The organism is Butyricicoccus sp. Marseille-Q5471 (assembly GCF_951230135.1).
Classification (GTDB): domain Bacteria; phylum Bacillota; class Clostridia; order Oscillospirales; family Butyricicoccaceae; genus Agathobaculum.
Genome location: NZ_CATNVC010000018.1, coordinates 1 through 19144, shown reverse-complemented (window position 1 = coordinate 19144; position 19144 = coordinate 1). Strand labels below are relative to the sequence as shown.

18 protein-coding genes and 1 pseudogene are annotated in these 19144 nt (G+C 48.7%); 2 read left to right on the top strand and 17 right to left on the bottom strand.

Annotation, left to right across the window (positions count from 1 at the left end; all coding sequences use genetic code 11):
- Window positions 1–10: 10 nt before the first annotated feature.
- The 11 genes from cpaB to QOX26_RS13020 all read right to left on the bottom strand — a co-directional run bounded on the left by cpaB (window position 11) and on the right by QOX26_RS13020 (window position 13313).
- Window positions 11–862: a Flp pilus assembly protein CpaB gene (gene cpaB / locus QOX26_RS13070; RefSeq protein ID WP_283675414.1), complete on the bottom strand. Its 852-nt coding sequence runs from the start codon at window positions 860–862 to the stop codon at window positions 11–13.
- Window positions 863–885: 23 nt separating this feature from the next.
- Entirely contained in the window at window positions 886–1488 is a 603-nt protein-coding gene (locus QOX26_RS13065) for a prepilin peptidase (RefSeq protein ID WP_283675413.1), read from the bottom strand.
- Window position 1489: 1 nt separating this feature from the next.
- Complete coding sequence (locus QOX26_RS13060) at window positions 1490–2065, bottom strand: MT-A70 family methyltransferase (RefSeq protein WP_283675412.1); 576 nt, start codon at window positions 2063–2065, stop codon at window positions 1490–1492.
- Complete coding sequence (locus QOX26_RS13055; protein WP_283675429.1) at window positions 2062–3255, bottom strand: DNA cytosine methyltransferase; 1194 nt, start codon at window positions 3253–3255, stop codon at window positions 2062–2064. The genes QOX26_RS13060 and QOX26_RS13055 overlap by 4 nt, the downstream gene beginning before the upstream one ends.
- Window positions 3256–3379: 124 nt before the next feature.
- Window positions 3380–4399, bottom strand: coding sequence for a tyrosine-type recombinase/integrase (locus QOX26_RS13050; RefSeq protein WP_283675411.1), 1020 nt, complete (start codon window positions 4397–4399; stop codon window positions 3380–3382).
- The gene (locus QOX26_RS13045) at window positions 4392–5363 is read right to left on the bottom strand and encodes a tyrosine-type recombinase/integrase (RefSeq protein WP_283675410.1); all 972 of its coding nucleotides are present in this window, start codon (window positions 5361–5363) and stop codon (window positions 4392–4394) included. The genes QOX26_RS13050 and QOX26_RS13045 overlap by 8 nt, the downstream gene beginning before the upstream one ends.
- Window positions 5357–6379, bottom strand: coding sequence for a site-specific integrase (locus QOX26_RS13040; RefSeq protein WP_283675409.1), 1023 nt, complete (start codon window positions 6377–6379; stop codon window positions 5357–5359). The genes QOX26_RS13045 and QOX26_RS13040 overlap by 7 nt, the downstream gene beginning before the upstream one ends.
- A gap of 80 nt (window positions 6380–6459) precedes the next feature.
- Window positions 6460–10680, bottom strand: coding sequence for an N-6 DNA methylase (locus tag QOX26_RS13035; RefSeq protein WP_283675428.1), 4221 nt, complete (start codon window positions 10678–10680; stop codon window positions 6460–6462).
- 5 nt (window positions 10681–10685) lie between these two features.
- On the bottom strand, window positions 10686–11702 hold the full coding sequence (locus QOX26_RS13030) for a ParB N-terminal domain-containing protein (protein ID WP_283675408.1): 1017 nt from the start codon (window positions 11700–11702) through the stop codon (window positions 10686–10688).
- Between the two features lie 2 nt (window positions 11703–11704).
- Window positions 11705–12517, bottom strand: a complete 813-nt coding sequence (locus QOX26_RS13025; protein WP_283675407.1) for a ParA family protein — start codon at window positions 12515–12517, stop codon at window positions 11705–11707.
- Between the two features lie 115 nt (window positions 12518–12632).
- Window positions 12633–13313 (bottom strand): recombinase family protein, encoded by a 681-nt coding sequence (locus QOX26_RS13020; RefSeq protein ID WP_283675427.1) that lies wholly within the window; start codon window positions 13311–13313, stop codon window positions 12633–12635.
- A 58-nt stretch (window positions 13314–13371) separates the two neighbouring features.
- Between QOX26_RS13020 and QOX26_RS13015 the strand changes: the two genes are divergently transcribed.
- Entirely contained in the window at window positions 13372–14613 is a 1242-nt protein-coding gene (locus QOX26_RS13015) for a GTP-binding protein (protein WP_283675406.1), read from the top strand.
- Here QOX26_RS13015 and QOX26_RS13010 read toward each other — a convergent pair.
- From QOX26_RS13010 to QOX26_RS12990, 5 genes are read right to left on the bottom strand one after another with little or no spacing between them, the layout of a single operon-like run.
- Window positions 14534–16258, bottom strand: a complete 1725-nt coding sequence (locus tag QOX26_RS13010; RefSeq protein ID WP_283675405.1) for a helicase HerA domain-containing protein — start codon at window positions 16256–16258, stop codon at window positions 14534–14536. The two genes, QOX26_RS13015 and QOX26_RS13010, sit on opposite strands and share 80 nt — an antisense overlap.
- On the bottom strand, window positions 16251–16841 hold the full coding sequence (locus tag QOX26_RS13005; RefSeq protein ID WP_050696783.1) for a hypothetical protein: 591 nt from the start codon (window positions 16839–16841) through the stop codon (window positions 16251–16253). The genes QOX26_RS13010 and QOX26_RS13005 overlap by 8 nt, the downstream gene beginning before the upstream one ends.
- Window positions 16834–17103, bottom strand: a complete 270-nt coding sequence (locus QOX26_RS13000) for a hypothetical protein (RefSeq protein WP_050696782.1) — start codon at window positions 17101–17103, stop codon at window positions 16834–16836. Before QOX26_RS13000 ends, QOX26_RS13005 begins: the two co-directional genes overlap by 8 nt.
- Window positions 17104–17115: 12 nt before the next feature.
- Window positions 17116–17682, bottom strand: a complete 567-nt coding sequence (locus QOX26_RS12995) for a DUF7768 domain-containing protein (RefSeq protein ID WP_050696781.1) — start codon at window positions 17680–17682, stop codon at window positions 17116–17118.
- Complete coding sequence (locus QOX26_RS12990; protein WP_050696780.1) at window positions 17679–18581, bottom strand: conjugal transfer protein TrbL family protein; 903 nt, start codon at window positions 18579–18581, stop codon at window positions 17679–17681. Before QOX26_RS12990 ends, QOX26_RS12995 begins: the two co-directional genes overlap by 4 nt.
- A gap of 164 nt (window positions 18582–18745) precedes the next feature.
- Between QOX26_RS12990 and QOX26_RS12985 the strand changes: the two genes are divergently transcribed.
- Entirely contained in the window at window positions 18746–18919 is a 174-nt protein-coding gene (locus QOX26_RS12985; RefSeq protein WP_195891747.1) for a hypothetical protein, read from the top strand.
- 18 nt (window positions 18920–18937) lie between these two features.
- On the opposite strand, the pseudogene QOX26_RS12980 reads toward QOX26_RS12985, so the two are convergent.
- A pseudogene (locus QOX26_RS12980) lies at window positions 18938–19018 on the bottom strand (DUF3852 family protein); the annotation flags it as partial.
- Window positions 19019–19144 lie beyond the last annotated feature (126 nt).

Genomic DNA, 19144 nt, shown 5'->3' with positions numbered 1-19144 from the left:
CCTCCGTTTCTCAGTTTTGCTTGTCAGAAGCCGTGCTGTTTTCTGCTTCGGCGTCGGCAGAATCACCGGCTGACGATGCTTGTGTGCTATTGTCCGGCTGACTTTCATAGGTAAGCCCCTCACTTTTCACAGGATAAAGCGCTTCCAGCACCTTTGACTGTTCATCCAAAAACTTCTGCGCGTTCTCCGAACCGCCACGGTAAACAAGGGCGGCGTGGAGCTTTCCGGTCTGCTCCAGTTCTGCAAGCAAGGTTGCCTGTTCAGGGGTAGCAAGAACGGTGATGGTGCTGGCAAGCTCTGTGTCCTCACCATCCTCTGTCTCCTGCTGTACCTCCCGGTCATTGCCGCTGCTGTCGGTGGCAGCGATAATCTCAACATATTGCAGCTCCTTAGGAATCAGGGTATCGCGCATTTCTCCCACATCGCTGGCAATCAGAGAAACAATGTCCCCACGCTCCAGCTTGCCGGATAAGCCAGCCGCAAAGCTTTTGATGGTAACGGAAATGGCGCGGTTTGTGCCGTCCAGTCCACTTAAATATTCATTTTTCAGCATAGGTGTGTCGGCAAGCTTGCTTTTCAGAATATAGTCACCTTTGTAAAGGTCGGCGTTGGCATACTTGCCGATGACATCCTCTTTTTTGTATACCACATCAGAGGGCAGATTGTAGCCGCCTGTCTCCACGGTGGTAATCATGCCCGCGGTGATTTCATCGCCGGTCTTGATTTCCGAGGTGACACGCACCAGCTCCACCTTGGATTTTAAGGCATCGTTAAACATGGGCGTCAGCCCAAAGCAGATGACAAGGGCTGTAATGATGCACAGCAGCCCCACCACAATTCGGTTTTTCAGTAGATTTTTCATTTTGTTTTTCCTCCATATCAGTTTTAAGTTGGCATAAGCGCCAGAAAGCAGCCAAAGGCCAGAAAGGGCGCAAGGGGCAGGCTTTTTTGCCCTCTGCGGTAAGCATGGTTCCAGAGCAGTGCCGCCGCAAGCCCCCATATCATCATCCAGATACCTCCTGTCACACCGATGGCAAATCCGCTGGCCGCCATGAGCTTCACATCCCCGCCGCCGATTTTCTCTGTTTTTAGAGCGGCAATCAGAAACGGCAAAGGTACAAGCAAAAATCCTAAAAGCGCAGGCAGGGGCTGAAAGTCTATCAGTCCCGCCATGGCTATGAGAATGTGCAGAAAGTCAGGAATTTCATAGGTCGCAAGGTCAAACACACCTACTATAATCAGCACCTCACACAGCAGAATGCAGCGAAGAGCCAAGGGAGTAAAGCCGTATAAGGCAAGAAAAACCGCCGTCACAGTCATGCTGTAAACGGCGGTTTTAGGTGTTCCATCCTGTTTGATAAGCCTTGCCAGCGCTATATCACAAAGGCCGCCAGCAAAAAAAGCAAGCAGAACACAGGCGAGAAAGGGATTGATACAATCAGCGTTCCAATTCATCAAAGGCAGAAAAAGTCGTTCTTCAAATGCCACATCATTCCTCCGTTTCTTTCAGTTTCGTAATCGCCTCCCGAATATCAAGGCCGTCGATTTCGTTGCCAAGGCACACCCAACCGTCATGCCGCTGTCTGGCAAACAGCTCCGCACGAGGTATATCTCCCATAAGCAGTTCAATACGGCGGCGAACTTCGTCCGGCTTTTTACTATGCCGTTCCACCGGCGTATCCAGAAGGCAATGAACCGCTTTTGATAACCGCTTCGGTTTTCCCTTTGTGGCAATCAGACACAGCTCCGGGTTGGCTCTCGTCCAGAAGCCAAGTCCCCAAAACCATTTGTGCGTCTGCTTCTTACACCGCTTGACCCAGCAAAAACCGAGAGTTTTATAAACAAAACCCCAGCGTCGAATAGCTTCCAGCCCCTCCAGCAAACAGGGGAATGTCACCCATAGAAACAGCACACAATCTTTATCCGCTATTCCGTTCACATCAAGATTGTAAATATCCTCGGCGTTCATGGTGCGGTAATGGTTCTCGGCGCTGCGGCCTTCGCCCTTTTTGGAGTAGACCTTGTACGCCCATGGGGGATCTAAATAAAGCACACCGAACCTCATAGGCTGCCTCCCGGCAGACGCGCTCCGATTTCATAAACAATATTGACGGTCACAGCATTTCCTGCCTGACGATAGAGCTGGGCATCGCTGACTCCGGCTGCTTTCGCACGTTCAAACAGGAAATCCTCAAACGCCTGAAGCCTCCAGCACTCCCTCGGCGTCAGCCTGCGGATACGGCAGCACAAGAGAACGCCCATACTGCCGCCTGTGAGCAGGGTTTGGGAACACTGCCGTCCAACACGCCCACGGCTTAATTTGCTATTGGGATAGGCCAGATTGATTCCATCGCCGGGATATGCCATCGTGCAGCCGTTCTTTTTGGCTTCCCGAATAGGCAGACCGTCCTTCCACCCTTCACAGCAGCATAGCAGAATACCATGCTGATCCTGCGTTGTCAGCGTAAAGCTGGGTTCTCCCGGCTCTTTGAATCTTCTGCCGTTCTGCCGCTTTTTCATGCGCTCAGGGGTGATGACTGCCATCACGCAGTCCGGGTGTCCATGGCATAAAAAAACACCGGAGGTTTCCCCCCGGTGGTTGCCAATGCCTGAGTATTGCCTTGCCCGGATACACCGGGCGTTTTCCGTAATCTTCGGTTCTGCGGTCAGATCAATGAATGCCGCACAAGGTTCAATCTCCGAAAGTATGGCGTTCTGATCCTGATTGCGGTTTAAGCCACGGGTATCGCTGGCAGTCAGGGTGTGGGCGTGGCTGATTGCCCCGGTGATTCCCTCCCTGCGGTTGACGGACACGGCATAAAGCCCCGTGCGCCCGGCAAAGCCGCCGCCCTCTGCCGTCAGAGTAACAGAAACGCCGCTTATATCATAGACTCGTTTTCCTTGGCTTCCTCCGATAAGCTGCTTAACAGGCGTCTTGTTTGTTCCGCCGACAGGAAATACTTTTCGTTTACGGATTCCTCCAAGATGTCCAACAAGGTACACCCGCTCCCGATGCTGGGGGACGAAGAAATCCTTTGAATTGACGGCCTGCCATTCACAGTCATACCCAGCTTCCCATAATTCAGTGAGAACAGTGGTAAATGCCCCTCCACGCTCGCTTGACAGCAGATGCTTAACGTTCTCAACGATAAGCTGCTGGGGTCGATCTTCGGGATTCGTGCCTTTGAGCAGGCCAACGACTGTAAAAAACAGTCCGCTTCGGCTTCCTCTAAGACCTTCCATGCGTCCTGCAATGGAAATGTCCTGATTATCCCGATATCGGGATAATCAGGATAATACCGAAGAAATAATTATCCCGAAGTCAGACGAGAAAGCCGCTTAATAGGCCGCTTCTTCATGAAAACTTCGGGATAACAAATCATTTAAGTCCGGACAATTCCAGAATCATATCCTCATTGTCCTTCCAAATAGGTATGGGAACAGGCACCCCCTTTCGCAAGTGTTCAGCTTTTTCCATAGCCGCGCGCTTCATTTCGGCATCGGCATATGCATAGATTTTTGTGGTTTCTGGATCAACGTGGCCAAGAAATTCAGATAATACGGCCAGCGGCATACCATCACGGTATAAATGGATCGCCCTTGTATGCCGCAGTTGATGAGGATGTACCCTTTCAGGAACTTCTGGGCAAATCTGGCGTGCCATTTCACCGTACTTTTTCATAAATGCGGCAGCATTATCCGGTGACATCGCTTGTTTTGTTCCATGAATAACAGTAAAAAACAGGAAATCATCTTTACAGGTATCAGCATGAAATATTTGCAGGTATTGTTTACAATGCTCCACAGCTTTGGGCAGTAAAGCTACAGAACGGGTTTTGTTTCCCTTCCCAGTCAGATATGCGACAGGATGACGAACATCCAGCCGTAGGTCACGGACCTTCATACTCAGCAATTCATCGCACCGAGCAGCAGCTTCGTACATGAGCGTCATAAAAAAGCGATTGCGAAGGTTCGTTCGTTTTCTCACATCAGGTTGACTAAGCAGTGTTTGCAGTGCGTCCTCGGAAAGAAACTCTACTATTCTACCGGGCACCTTTTTAATGGGTATCCCTTTCGCCTCAAGTTGCAAAGCTACCTGTGTGCAATCTAACTCACCAGCGTATTTGAAGAAAGCCCGTATTACCATAAGCCGTTGGTTTCGGGTGGTTGCACAGCAGTTGCGTACATTTTCCAACCAGTCCAGATATTCTAGAATCAATTTGCGATTAAACAGACCGAAGTCAATGTGGGAAACGGCTAATTGCTTTTCCGTGCGGAGATATTCAACAAGTAAGTTCAGTGCATTTCGGTAGGATTTGATGGTGTTTTTACTGCAACACCGCTGTTTGGGCAGATACTCAAGAAGATAACTTCTGATGGCCTTGAAAAAATCATTCATCAATCTCTACCTCCGGCAGCAAGCTCTCGTATTTTGTGAAATCCAATCCCGACATAGCTGTAAACAGTTCAGGGACCAGATGGATGTAGTAATAGGTATCAGATAGTTGTGAGTGCCCCATGAATGCGCTGAGATAGGGCAATTGGGCGGAAACATCTTTACCCTCCCGCAGCCACATATACAGGCGATGCGTTGCGAAAGTGTGACGAAAATCATAAATTCTGGGCGGCTTTTCGGCGGATACTGGAATACCGGTTTTATCCCACATGATGTGAAATGTCTTTTCAATCCATCTCTTTGTATACAAATGTCCCTGTGAATTAGGGAAAAACAGTTCCTGCCCCGGCATAATGAAACTCACTTGTTTATGGTATTGCCGTAATAGTTCTGTCACATCGTCAGTCATCATGACAATACGATCTTTGTGCCCCTTGGATTCCATAATCTTGAGCATTCCGACGTCCAAATCGACATTTTCCACACGGAGTTTCCTCGCTTCTATGGGGCGCAAGCCACAGCAATAAATCAAACGAAAAATCGTTGGTATTACAAGATGACGGATGGGGAAGCCCCTGCGCGGACGGATCAGATCCAGAGTGTGCCAAAAGGCAGCGATTTCTTCCTCAGAGTAAATATGCGGCATGTGGCGTGGACCTTTTTGAGACAAATCAGGGGGAAGCACATATGCTGATTCTCCAATCCTGTATAAGTATCTGGCAAATTCCCGAACCGGCATTAAGCGGTTGCGAAAGGAGTTGTTTTGCTCCGTTTCTTTACGAATCGCCCAGGCCATGCAAAGCTCTTTGGTCAAAGCTGTTTCATGAGGAAATTTATCCAGGCAAAAGCGATCAAACACATGAAGTATACGAATACTTTCTTCATACGGAAACCCCAGGGCATTCTTCTGTTCAATGAATTGCTGAATGAACCCTGCAAAGTGACTACAAAAAACACGATTTACCATCCCTCACCTGCTTTCTGGGTGGGAGTCAGCCCAATAGCACAGCTTTTTAGACCCAGCTCGTTTGCTGCAAGGTATGGCTTCGCTGAATCCATGTGGGTATGCCCCAGCAGTTCACTCAACATATCCAGTGGAATTTCAGATTCAAGCAACCCGGCACCAAAAGAACGCCGGAAACTGTGGAAGCCGCGCCGGGGGATATCTGACTTATCGATACCTGTCCGCTGCATATACCGGGAAATCATTGCACTGGCTGAGCGATTCTTTAAGGGGCGGTACGGACGATTGTCACATAGAAAGATAAACGGTATATCGCACTTTGGCCGTCCGTTCAACAGGTAATCGGCAATGGCATTCCCAGTCTCAGACTCCAATGGCAAGTTCAACGGATGCCCGGTTTTGCTTTGAATAATGCGGATTTCATAGTTTCTCCAATCAATATCCTGCCGTTTCAAGTTCACGATGTCTACAGCCCGCAGTCCTGTCTGTATGGCGGTCAGCATAATGGCATAATCACGCTTTCCTATAGAGGAATTTATGTTGGCACTGCACAGCATTTTTTCAGTTTCTCCTGTACCAAACCCTTGGCGTACCACTCGTCTTTTTGCAACCATTTCTGGCATTGCAATACTCAGATCGATTTGAGTCGTGCCATTTCGGTGTAAGAAGCGTAAAAATGACCGGATCGCAAATAGCATGGCACCCAGCCCACCGGCATATCGCTTAGCTGTATGCGACATACACTCACTAACAACCGGAAGCGTTACTCTGTCAAAATCCACATATCCCATATCCTCTAATTCAAACAGAAAATTACGGATCGCACTATGGGCGACAGAGATTGTACTATGTGCAAGGGCACCGGTCTGTTCGTTCTCCCGGCAAAAAGCATTAATTGACTCGGTATAATACGTGTTTGGCATTCGAAGCCCCCAAGCGGGAACACGCTTCAATTCAATCTTGCCGGTTTTGTGGTACTCATCTAATAGGGTGGCCACCTTACGTACATTTTGGTACACAGACCGGCATATTAAATGATTTTCGTAGCCGGCGCGTGTCTGTGCAACAAAGCTATCAACTGCGCCTTTCTCATATTGTGTTAATCTACCGCACGGATACAGAAGTCATTACAGCCATCACGCTTACGGCAGGTTCGCAGAAAACGCCGGATAATCCCGCATATGCAAGGTTTTCTATCAACGGAAAGACCTATTCCCATAGGTTTGATGGTAGCTTTATAGAAAATAGCCGTCTTTTCCCATACGTCCTTTTGACCTTTTTTCTCTGCCTCGATGGAACGGAGCAAAGGTGCGTTGGCATCCCGTGAGAACGCCATAACGTTGGCGTAGGAATTGAGATACCCCTGTTTTTTTACAAAGGCATCATAAACATGGTTCAGATGGGCGATATGCTCCTGAAGCTGCTTTTCGTATTCCATGGTAGGCAACTCATGGAGGTCTGCATATTCACTGTTCTGGAAATCAATCAAACTGCGGATGGCTGTCGTAATCTCCAACATGCCCCGGATACGCTCGGCTTTCCGGCCAGTAATATTCTGCTTATACATCCGGGAATTTTCACGGTAATAGAGATCGCCTTCCATCAGCCCATAGCTGAAATTGTGCACCTTGGGATCAGCAGGGATAGATTCCGGCAGCATTTCTTTTTCGTCCTCGTATTCCGAGGTAGCTTCGGTGTACTCGCCGTCCAGATAGGAAATAGCACGCTCCAGCCGTTCGTTCAAGTCCTCTCCGGGAATCGGGTGGCAGGCGGTGGTCTTTTCGTTACCGAACATGGACTCGTCAAATACCATTTCTCCCAGCACCATTTCCGGGTGGTCAATAAAATAACTGTTTATAGGGATGCCGTCTGCGTTCTGCTCCACAGAAAGCCACGGGCTATTTTCTTCGTCCGGCACAATTTCCCGTTCCCGCTTTTTAAGGAACAAAATATCTGTGGTGGCTTCCGTTCCAGCAACCTGCTTAAAAGCGTTATTCGGCAAACGGATTGCGCCGATCAGTTCCGCTTTTCCGGCTATGTACCGACGCATTTTGGAATTAGCCTTATCCAAGGTGAATTTGGAAGTAATCAGCGCCAGCATACCACCGGGACGGACCTTATCCAGCGATTTGGCTATGAAGTAGTCGTGAATGGGGAGGTTGTGCTTGTTGTAGCGCGGATCATCTACCTTAATGGAGTTAAATGGCACGTTACCCACCATCACATCAAAGAAATGGTCGGAAAAGGCCGCCCGTTCAAAGCCCATCACCTGAATATCCGCTTCGGGGTAAAGCTGTTCGGCAATATGTCCGGGGATGGGGTCGATTTCACAACCGTATAGCTTAGAGGATTTCATACTGTCCGGCAGGACGGAGAAAAAGTTTCCTGTGCCAAGGGCAGGGTCTAAGATGTTCCCACCTCGAAAGCCCATGTTCTCCAAGCCCTGATAAATATGGCTGATAACGCTCTGCTCCGTGTAATAGGAGGTCAGAGTGCTTTTCTGTGCCGCCTGAAATTCCTCATCGGTTAGCAATTCCTTGATTTCTGCATACTCCTTTTCCCATCCGCTTTTTTCAGGAGTGAGTGCATTGGCAAGACCTCCCCAGCCCACAAACCGGGCAAGGGTAATCTGTTCTTCGGCGATAGCCATGCGTCCCTGCACCTGTAATTCCTTTAGCAGCCGGATGGCCTCAATATTGTTTTTACATTTGGTTTTCGGGCCACCGTCATACAGGTGGTGGTCAGGGGAATAGAAGTAGTTGATGCCCTCACCCCATGCGCGGGCATGGAAATCATCCATAATGGCATCGTTATATTCATCATTTGACTGATTGATAAGGGTTGCGGCTTGGATTGTCTCCTTGGTTTCTTCGCTGTTATCACCGCTTTGTACTGCCTCCACCACCATGGAAGCAAGCTCACCCTCGGCATAATGGTCTTTCAGGGGCTTGCAGTCCGCAATTTCGGATAATGGCATACGCTCCGTAATTCTCAGACGGTTCAGGTTTTTGAGCTGGGCAATATCACCGATTTCCACCGTGCGTCCGTCGTGCAGGAATTTGACGATCTCAAACACTCGGTCATGATAGTAGATACGGTCGCCCTCATGTAGTGGCAAGGGCAACGGTTCTGCGGAGTTTCCGTCAATTACGCTGTCGTTGTTATCATCCGCGATGTCCTCATAGCTGTCCTGTGAAACGGGAGCCATATCAAATAAGGTAAGCTGCCGTTCAGGAGCTTCCTGCACGGGTTCGGGAACAGGGATATATACGGTTCTGCCCTCGGCCTCCAGTTCTGCCTTATCTTCCTCTGTCAAATAATGGTCTTCTTGGATCAGATCAGAGATACCGCTTTCCACCTGATTCCACGAAAGAATCTCATGCAGCTCCAGATTGCCGGAGCGGTAATCAATCGCCAGACCTTTCGGAGTGGACTCTAAATGCCACTGATCACCGTTATCCAAATCACGATAGCAGCCGTAATGATCGTATTCCTTTCGGATAAAGTCAACCCGATCTTTCTTGGCAGGCATAGACGGCATGGCTCGATATATCCGCTGTCTACCGCCCTGTGTGCCGCTGCCGTGCTGAAGGTATTCGTCAATAATCTGCTGTCTGTCCTGTTTGGATAAAGCAGCGGACGCAATAGGTTCCTCCGGCTCCGGTTCGTCCTCATTTGACACCCCTTGCATCTCGTCCATTTCATCCGGTATGGAAAAATCGTCAATCATGCTGTCGGCGGAGCTGTACGGATATGCACCCATTAGAATCAGGTTGTCAATGCGGTTTGTAAGCTCGTCATAGCTGGCAGCAAACTGCTGTCCCTCTGTTTCAAAGGTCAACCCTTCGCTGTCGGCAAGGATATGCAGAAAATAATCGCCGGTTTTGGTCTGGTATTCCGTGTCTAGCTTGCCGTAATAGGCTTTCAGGATTTTTGCCTTGGTGGTCTGTTTATGTCCTCCCTCAAAGAATTTGTGAATTTCTGATACCCATTCGCGCGTATCAGGGGTAATATCGTCTGCGCAAAGCACTACATCAATCAGATCAGAAATTTCTTCTTCATCCAGTGGCTGAACCGTTTGGGGTGGTATCGAAGCCGGAGCCACCGGCTCGGCTTTCGGCGGTACAGCAAAAAAGCCGCCCATAGACGGCTGTTTACCATCTATGGGCGGCTCTGCGGTTTCTGTTATCGGGGTTGCAACACCAGCTCGGTTATTACGATCTCCTCTGCTGTCGAGATTATCATGCTCATGTGACCGGCTCTCTCCAGAGTATCCTCGGTGTCCGGTATCGGCTGGGCGGTGAGAAGCTCCTGTATCAGCCGTTCCTTGCGGTTCTCGGCTTCCTCGTCCACCTTCAATATCATTTCGTTGATTTTGCCCTGTGCTACCAGCTCCGACAGGCGGTGCGGGTGGTTCTCCAGCATGAAGTCTTTCCACAGGCTCCCGAATCTGCCCACCGGCATCCGGTCGGTTTCCTCGTTCTCCGAGATTTGCAGGTTGGGGTACAACATCCCGTCCTCGCCCTGCCGATAAGTGAGGTTCATTAACGGTTCGGTTCTCATAAATTTGGCTCCTTCCGATTTTGATTTGCTGTATTTCCTGATGGATTTCTTTCAGTATAGGTCTGGCAAGGGACACTGTACAGCTTCCCATTGCCATAAAAAGCTCTAAGTTGTTAAAGTGGCTGATATTAGTAAAAGCATTTTCTTCAAACAGTTCGGTGGAAAGTCCGCATTTTTGAAATACTGTATATGCAACACTGTCAGTGACAAGCTCCATAAACTCCGCTTTTACTGCTTGGGCAGGTGCGCCGTAAAGCATACTGCTCTCGTCACTCACTTTGAAGTTTTCCATGTAATGCGGCAACACCTGACGCACCCGCTGCTGTACCAGCTTATACAGGCACCGTTCTATACTGGAGGTAGGGGTATGGTATTTTTCATGGAATTTTACCAACAGGCTGGGTTTGTACTGATCCTCCAGTTCCCACAAGTAGCCTAAGACTCGCTTGAAGCTCTGTTCATCACCGTTGGTATCCATGAAATCAAACAGGTGCTTGAGGCTTGCTGTGGGATTTACCATGTCAATGACTGCAATGCCCTTTGCGCCCCGGTTAATGTTACGGTTAATCCGCTTGTCATGCCACTCATCAAAGGTGGCAAGCTGGCTTGCATCAGGGCGCTGTGCGTAAATCAGCACAGCGTTGTCAAAAGAGCGTTTATAGTACCTTGCCACGCAGGACAGCAAACCTTTCCACTCCGCAGGGTCTTTCGTGTATTCCTGCACCGACTTATGATATAGGTCGGCAAGAAAGGTCACTTTGCTCAAGATGCCACCTCCTTATTCTGATTTTCAAAGTACAGGGCCAATGCCTTATCAATGGTTTCTTCAATTTCCTTTTGAGTCTGCTGTGGGGTAAAATATTTAGAAATGACAGCAGGCTTAATTTTGACGGGCTGCGGCTTACTGCTTTTTGGTTTGCGGGTTTTCTCGCCTGATAAGATTTGCACGATAGCAGTATCGGTCAGTTTACCAGTTTCATAGTAGCTATGGAACAACTCCGCCTTTTTCATATCCACCTTATAGCTGTCTGAATCCATAAGGTCAGAAATCTGCTGTTGCTTTGCCGTGTCCTCTACAAAGGAAAGGTCATAGGCGGCAAGGAAAGATATTTCTTCCGTATCAACCTTTGCAATGAGTGGTTCAATTAAGTTTGAAATACGGATATAACGTCCTACTTTTGATGCAGAAAGCCCATATTCCTGTCCAACTTTTTCTCTGCTTTCCAACTTCTGTTCAACTTGAACAGAAGTTGAGTTTTCCTCGAAGCCATGCGGGTTTAAGAGCGTTTCAATCTCTGCTAAAAGGTCGCTTCTCTTACCCTGTGATTTGAGTGCTTCATAATGCTGGGCAAGGCAATAGGCACGTTCCGAATGGCTCATATCGGAGAAAGAACGCTGGCGCAGATTGGTTTCTGTAACAATTAAAACTGCATCCTCATAGGTCAGGTTTTCACGGATAATAACGGGGCCTTTAGTCAGCCCCGCAAGTTGAGCGGCATTTTTACGATTGTGTCCACTCAGAATGATGTACTGCCCGTCCTCGGTATGCCAAAGAATAATGGGCAGCAGGATACCAAACTGGCGAATGCTCTCCACCATATCCGCTAACTGCTGTCCTTCATAGAGCTTAAACCTGTGATTTGGAAAGGACTCCATAAGGCTGAAATCCATTTCCAAGATACCGCCCTGCACAGGAGCAGGGGCGATATCTTGCTGCGGTTCGATACTCATCATTTCTTCAAAGTCTACAAAACGGGCTTTCGGTTTGGGTGTAGCCATACTTATGCGCTCCTTTCCACTATTTTTTTGTGCGTCCCTGCAAGCAGTTCGTCCGCAAACTGCTCATAAGCGATTGCGGCAGGATTTTCCGGTAAGAACTCGCAGATAGTCCGATGATATCCCACTGACTCCGCTACCTTGATGGAACGTGGAATGTGCGTTTTGAAAATAGGAACCTTATCCGCAAATCCACGCTGGATCATATCGTTTACCTGTGCGGACAGAATGGTGTTGGGGGAATCCATTGTAATCAAAATCCCCTCAATACGCAGACGGTGGTTGCTATTTTTCTGGATAATCTGATAATGCTTTAGAATCTCTGAAAGTCCCTGTGCTGATAAAAGCTCCGCTTGCGTAGGGATTATAATGCTGTCAGCACACATCATTACATTAATCATTGGCGTACCCATTTGCGGCATACAGTCGATGATGATGTAGTCATATCTGTCCTTGAAGGTATCAACGTATTGTGACAAGATGTGCTCACGGAAATCCACATTGCAGAGATTTCGCTCAAGGGTGAAAAGCTGTGAATTGGAAGGAATCAGGTCAACACCATTGTCAGCCTTAAATATGTAGCTCTCCAAGGCGGGCAGGGGTTCACCCTCCACTAGTTTGCGTAACATAGTATTGATTGTAACCTCCAGCTTATTGGTGTTGCTAACACCTAAAATGATACTGGAATGCCCCTGACCATCAAAATCAATCAGGGCGGTACGGTGTCCTCTCTTAGACAAAAGATAGGCAAGCGTGGTCGCCGTGGCAGTTTTGCCCACGCCGCCTTTCTCATTGATAGTTGCAATGATTTTTGCCATCGGTGTACTCCTTTCTTGGGTAAAATGAGTTTGGGTAAATAAGGTATAAAAAAATAGACGTAATCGGTGAAACCCGCTTGTTTACTAGGTTTCTCTGATTACTGTCTATTATAACTCAGTCATTTCGGAGCATATACTGGAGAACACCCGGCGACCACTTCTCTTTGCCGGTGGGAGATGGGATACCGTCCGCTTCCAGCGACTTTTTGATTTTGCTGATGCTGGCTCCGGCATAATAGCTGCGAAATATTCGCTTGACCATTTCCGCTTCCTCCGGCACAACCTTGGGCTGGCCATCCTCACCTTTTTCGTAACCCAGCAGGCGTTTATACTGAAACGGCACATTGCCGTTCTTGAAGCTCTGGCGCTTGCCCCATGTCACATTGCGGCTGATGGACTCGCTCTCGGCCTGTGCAAAGCCGCTGAGAAAGCACAGCGCCATTTCGCTGGCCATCTGCATGGTGTTGATGCCCTCTTTTTCAAAGATGATCGGGATGCCCTTGGCTTTGAGCTTGCGGATGTAGGTGATGGCATCCAGCGTGTTCCTCGAAAATCGGGAGACCGATTTGGTCAGCACCATGTCAATCTTGCCCTTTTCACAGAGCGCCATGAGCTTGAGAAACTCGTCACGCTTTTTGGTGCTGGTGCCGGTGATGCCCTCGTCAGCAAATATCCCGGCCAGCTCCCAATCCTTGTTTTGGGATATTTTGTCGGTGTAATAAGCAATCTGCGCAGCGTAGCTGGACTGTTGTTCTTCCTGCTCGGTGCTGACCCGGCAGTAGCAGTCCCCTGTGATGAAAGTATTTCAATCACAGGGGACTTTTATCTTTTAACGATCATATGAGGTGTGACTTATGAAAATAATGAATATCGGCATCTTGGCTCATGTAGATGCTGGAAAAACAACATTAACAGAGAGTATTCTCTATGCCAGCGGTACCATTACTGAGTCCGGGCGTGTTGACAGGGGTTCAACGATTACAGATTCTATGGCACTTGAAAAGCAAAGGGGCATTACAATTCAGGCATCCATAGCATCTTATCAATGGGGCCATGTCAAAGTCAATTTGATTGATACGCCTGGACATATCGATTTTTATTCAGAGGTAGAGCGCTCATTGAATGTGTTGGATGGCGCTATCTTGCTGATCTCTGCCAAAGACGGCATTCAGGCACAAACACGTATCCTTTTCGATGCAATACGAAAAAGGAAACTTCCTGCTTTGATTTTTATTAATAAGATCGATCAACCGGATATTGATTTTGATTCCCTCTATGAGGATATCAGAGCTAAATTGTCCTCTCATATTCTTATCATGCAGAGCATTACAAATAGAATCTCTCTTTTGCCCAAAACTCTGAATCCGTTGTCTGAAGAATTTAAAGACACGATTATTGAAACGGATGATGCTTTGCTAAAAAAATATGTTATGGATCAGCCCATTACGGCGGAGGAACTGTTAGAGAGCAGAAGAAAAAATATAAATGATGGTACTCTTTTGCCTGTTTACCACGGCAGTGCTCTGAAACATATTGGCACGAAAGAACTCATGGATGCGATTCTCATGGAATTCACTCCATTTATGTCTCCACCCAACTCTAATCTTGCTGCATTGGTATACAAAGTTGAAAGAGATGATAATCGAAACAAACGCACATATATGCGCATTTTTGGAGGTTCCATTAAATCACGTGACGTACTAACCCTGCAAGATCATTCTGACAGTATAAAAATTAAAAAATTAGAGACCTCAAGCAATGGAAAAATGGTAGAAACCGAAAAAGTCGAATGCGGTGATATTGCTATTTTTCCAAATGAAATGCGACTAAAGATTGGGGACTCCATAGGAACAATTCCTGAAAGGAATTTGATTCTACACAACAATAATCTGATCATGCAGGCGAACATTTCCCCTGTCCTTTCTTCCGACAGAACTTTTCTGTTAGAAGCCTTATCGGAACTGGCGGAAACAGATCCTCTTTTGCAATATAAATTGGATTCCAGAAGCAACGATATTAGCGAATCAGGTTGTACTCGCTCTGCTCCAGCTGCAGGGTATCGATGTAGAACTTGGCATCAATATTCCCGGCATTGAACAGGAATTGATGAGTTGGGATGCTGAATAGGGGCTTGGTGTATTCCCGGATGCCCTCGATATTGAAGTCCTCCAGATTTTGACTGGCGATGATCACCGCCGAGTCCTTTTTACGCACACGCTTGGAGAAGTTTCGGACATATTCCACGGCGGTGAGGTTGGTGAGGAACAGGTAAAACTCATCAATGCTGGCGGCGGTATTGCCATTGGTCAGCAGCTCGTTGCTCATGTAGGACAGAATGTTAAACAGCAGGGCGTTTTTCAGGCTCCTGCTGGCCTGCAAGAGTCCTTTCACACCAAAGGTGACAAAGCTGGAATCGGTGATATTGGTGTGTCCGTCAAAGAATTTACTTTCCGCACCCTTGCAGATGGAATGCAGCCCCAGCAGGATATTCTGGAGCAGCTCGGCGGTATACAGCTGCCGCTGGCTCTCATCATAGGCCTTGTACTCGTCATAAATCAGCCCATACAAATCGGACAGAATAGGATAATCGGTAGCTGTCAGCCGGTCAAAATCAGCCCCATCGCTGATGCCGAACTTGGCGTACAGCTTCTGCAGCATGATTTCAATGGTGTCGATCTCCCGGTCGGAAAAGTCCTTGTAGGTGCGGAAAAAATCCTTGAGAAAGGAAATATGCTGACTGAGTCTGCTGCTGATCCGGAAGGTCTGCGGCGCATCCTTATCCTCCGGGCTACCGTTTTCATCCCATGTTTTCGGTTCCAGCACATTGATGATAAACTCACCGGACATAAGGTCGATAAAGCAGCCGCCGAGGTTATTGGTCAGATCCTCGTACTCCATTTCCGGATCGAGGGCGCACACATTCATGCCGGATTCCCGGAGATTGGTGAGAATGAGCTTGAGCAGATGAGATTTACCCTGACCGCTGTTTCCGAGAATTAAGATATTGGCGTTGGTTTTGTCATCGGCTCGCTTATTAAAGTCTGCCAGCACATTGCTGCCGAACTTATCACGGCCAATATAAAAACCATTGGCATCGGTTTTGCCCGAATAATTGAAGGGATAGAGGTTGGCCACACTGGAGGCAGGCAGCACCCGTTCAAATTGGTCACGAAACACATTAAAGCCGCTTGGCATCACGCATTGGAAGCCTTGCTGCTGTCGGAGCATCAGCCTGTCCACATTGAGCTTGCTGCGGATCAGTTCGGTCATCACCTCTGTCTGGAGGAGCTTCAGCTGATCCAAATCGTGTGCGGACAGCTCAATATATACAGCCGAGTGGATGAAGGGTTCCCGGTTCCGGTGCGCCTGTGCCACAATGGTGGCCACATCCTGCAGATTGCTTTCGGCCATAACCGTCTGCTGTAAATCGTTGGTGTTGGATTTGTTCAGCCGGTTCTTATTGGCAGCGTTGCTGATAATTTTCTTTTCCTCCACCGGGGTGACATGGCGGGTGTAGATGCGCAGGGTAACGCCATCCTTTTCCCCCAAATGCCGTAGGATTGCCTGTTCCTCAGTGGCAGTGGGGTATTCTCTGAGCGCCCACACACAGCGGTAGGTGTTCCCGCAGATAAAGTGGTCGGTGTTGAATTTGATGACCGAAGGGGCGATCATATCCAGAAATCCTTGGATGCGCACATCCTCCGGTTCCTGCATTGCTGTTTTTCTTCTGTTTTTACTCATTAAAAATCACCCACCTTTCGCCGTCAAAGTCCTCAAATTTTTCGGTCGTGACGTTCTGCTCGAAATAGACCGCAAGGATGCGCTTGATGTCCTCCTTATCGGCTCGCTTTACGGAAAAGCCCTGCTCTTTCAAGGACTTTTCGATGCGGGACAGATACGGAAACACCTCTTTTTCTTTTTCATCCCGCAGGCGAATGAGAATGAGAAACTCCCTTGCGGTCGCCATCTGTACCTGTATCCTGTCAAGGAAGGACAGGTCTTGCTCCAGCAGCTTTCGCACCACAGGATTCTGCTCCTGTTCAATGCGGCTGCGGAGAAACCGTTTGTTGTCCTCGAAGTTTTCCCGGCTATTTAAACACATCAGTTCAATCTCGGCGATGCCTTTAAGCACGTTCATCAACGCATAGATTCGGGTGCTAATGCTGGCCTCGGACAGCACCGAGATGTTGCTGGGCTTGATGATAAAATACACCAGCTCGCCATGACCGTAGGTCTGCAGGCTGTAATCGGTGACAGCCTTGGTACCGATGAGCTGACGGGTGGAGGCTCGCTGTTTTGCCTCCTGCTTTGCTTTTTTACTCACTTGGCGTATACCTCCATTCGTAGAATTGCTGCTTGGTCATAAAAAAAGCACAGGCATACCGGAGAAAATCCAGAATACTTGTGTCCTCAAATTGTATGGTTAAAAAGGCGTAGACGGCGGTCATCACGATGGGAAGCGCCAGTCCAAGCTGGGAAATTGCAAGCACAGAGAGAAGAAGCGCCACGCCGATGATGCCGATATCCCGAAGCTGCCACAGCCAGAGGGTTGCCTTTGCCCTTAAGTGGTCGGGGTAGATATACATGAGGCACCTCCTTTACATCCGCATAGAAAAACCGGAACCTTGACTCAGCTTCGGCTCCATTTCCTTGGGGTAATAATGTACATTCATGGTAGCGAGGTTTTTATTGAGCTGGTCAGCATACTCGACGGCCTGCTCCATCATATCAAACTCCATCGGCTTGCCGCCTTGCTTGCACCAGCTTTGTGCCGCACCGCAGACCGATGCAGCGCTGCGCACCGCCCATACGCCATATTTTTTATCCATTGCAAGACCTCCTTGTATTTGTTCGGCGGATACCTCCCGGACAGGGATACCCAGCTTTTTTGCCTCTGTGATTTCGGCAGCCATACCGCTGGATATGCGCTCGCCGCACACCCACAGCTCGTCACAGGCCAGAAGCACCCGATGCCCCATTGTGAGACCGGCACTTCGCTGCACCAGATCGTTGTCATCCAAAAATTGCGGATATAAAAGATGCACAGCTACCGGCGTACAGTTCTGCCTCATTGCATAGCGGCAGGCTGCCTTTGCAAATTCAATATTTTTCAGCACATCACCGGCGTAAGGAGAGGCGATGTAGACCAGCTTATGCTCACTCATTTCGCCACCGCCTGTATCACCGTTTTGGTCATGTTCACCGCTGTCTGCGCCGCATACATCGTACTCATGAGGTTTGCCTTGGTGGAGGTGTCCAGCCCGAACTGTCCGGCAATGCGGGGGATTTCTCCTGCCGCCAGCATCAGCCCAAGGCCGAGGAGAGCATGGTCTTTCACCACCATGAGTCCTGCAATCAGCACCGTTGCCTGCAAAAATGCTGTGAGGCACAGGCCGATGACCTGCTTGCTCCATGAGACAAAGCCGTCAATATAGCCACGGGGAACGGAAAACATATACAGGCTCCCCACAGCAATTTGAATGAGCAGGATGCCGCCTCGCTTCAGGTTGGCGAAGAATATTTTAATGACCGAATAGCCCATTAGGATCAATATAAAGATCATCATGATGGGGCTGGTGATAGCAGATAGACCGCCAAACACATTGCTGGTCATGGCCTGCTCCAAATTTCCGGCATCCTGCAGCGAGGTGATGATATTTCCGGCTACCGTGCCGAAGTCGGTTCCAAGACCGGTAATCCCGGCAGTGAGGCTGCCCTGCAGGGACACCGACAGCTTATACAGTTCCACCGGCACAGTGGTAAACAGGCCAACGGCCATAAAGCCCTTGATGGCGTTGAGGGCAGTGTCTTTGATGCTGCCTCTGCCGGATTGATATTCGATTCCGCATTCAAAGGCGGCGACCACAAGGCCGACACCGTAGAGCGCCCATGCCAGATAGGAGAAGAACAGGACGATGGACTGTACCCAGCTCATGGTGAACAGGTCGGCTCCCATGTTTCCCATCTGCATAAAAAAATCGCCGAGGAAGCCCACAATCTGACCGTAGATCCAATCCACAATCTGACCGAGGACAGTGTCGGCGATAAAATCCCAAATGAACATTTGAAGTCATCACTCCTTTCGTCACCGCAGCCACAGCCCAAGTACATTTTTAGTGGGTATTTGAGATGCGGCTGCAGGATTGATTTATGACTTGACAATCAGCTTTTTTAGAGCTTTAATACCACACAACGGAGGCCGCCGAAAAAATGAAAGGAGGTATTTGTGTGGCAGATTACAAAAAACTTTATCATAAAGTGTTTAGCGCAGTAACCGATGCCGAGGCACTCGTTTCTCAGGCGGCTCATATCATGCGCACCGCCCAGCAGGAGTGCGAGGAAATGTATATGGATGCGGACGACACGCCGCTGCGCCTGATGGACAAGCCGGAGGAGGAGTAAAACATTGCTTTTCCTCCGCTACATCCCCAGCACCTGCCAGATGTATAATGGCGCTGTCAGGGTGAACACCAAACAGGCGAACAGGATTGCCGGAGCCGATAGTGATAGGTAATCCCTTGAAGTAATCGCAGGATTTTCCCCCACTCCACACCGTACGTGAGAGTTTCCCCTCATACGGCGTTCCATCGTTAAGGTTTTTAAAGTAATTTACACAATTTACAAGTA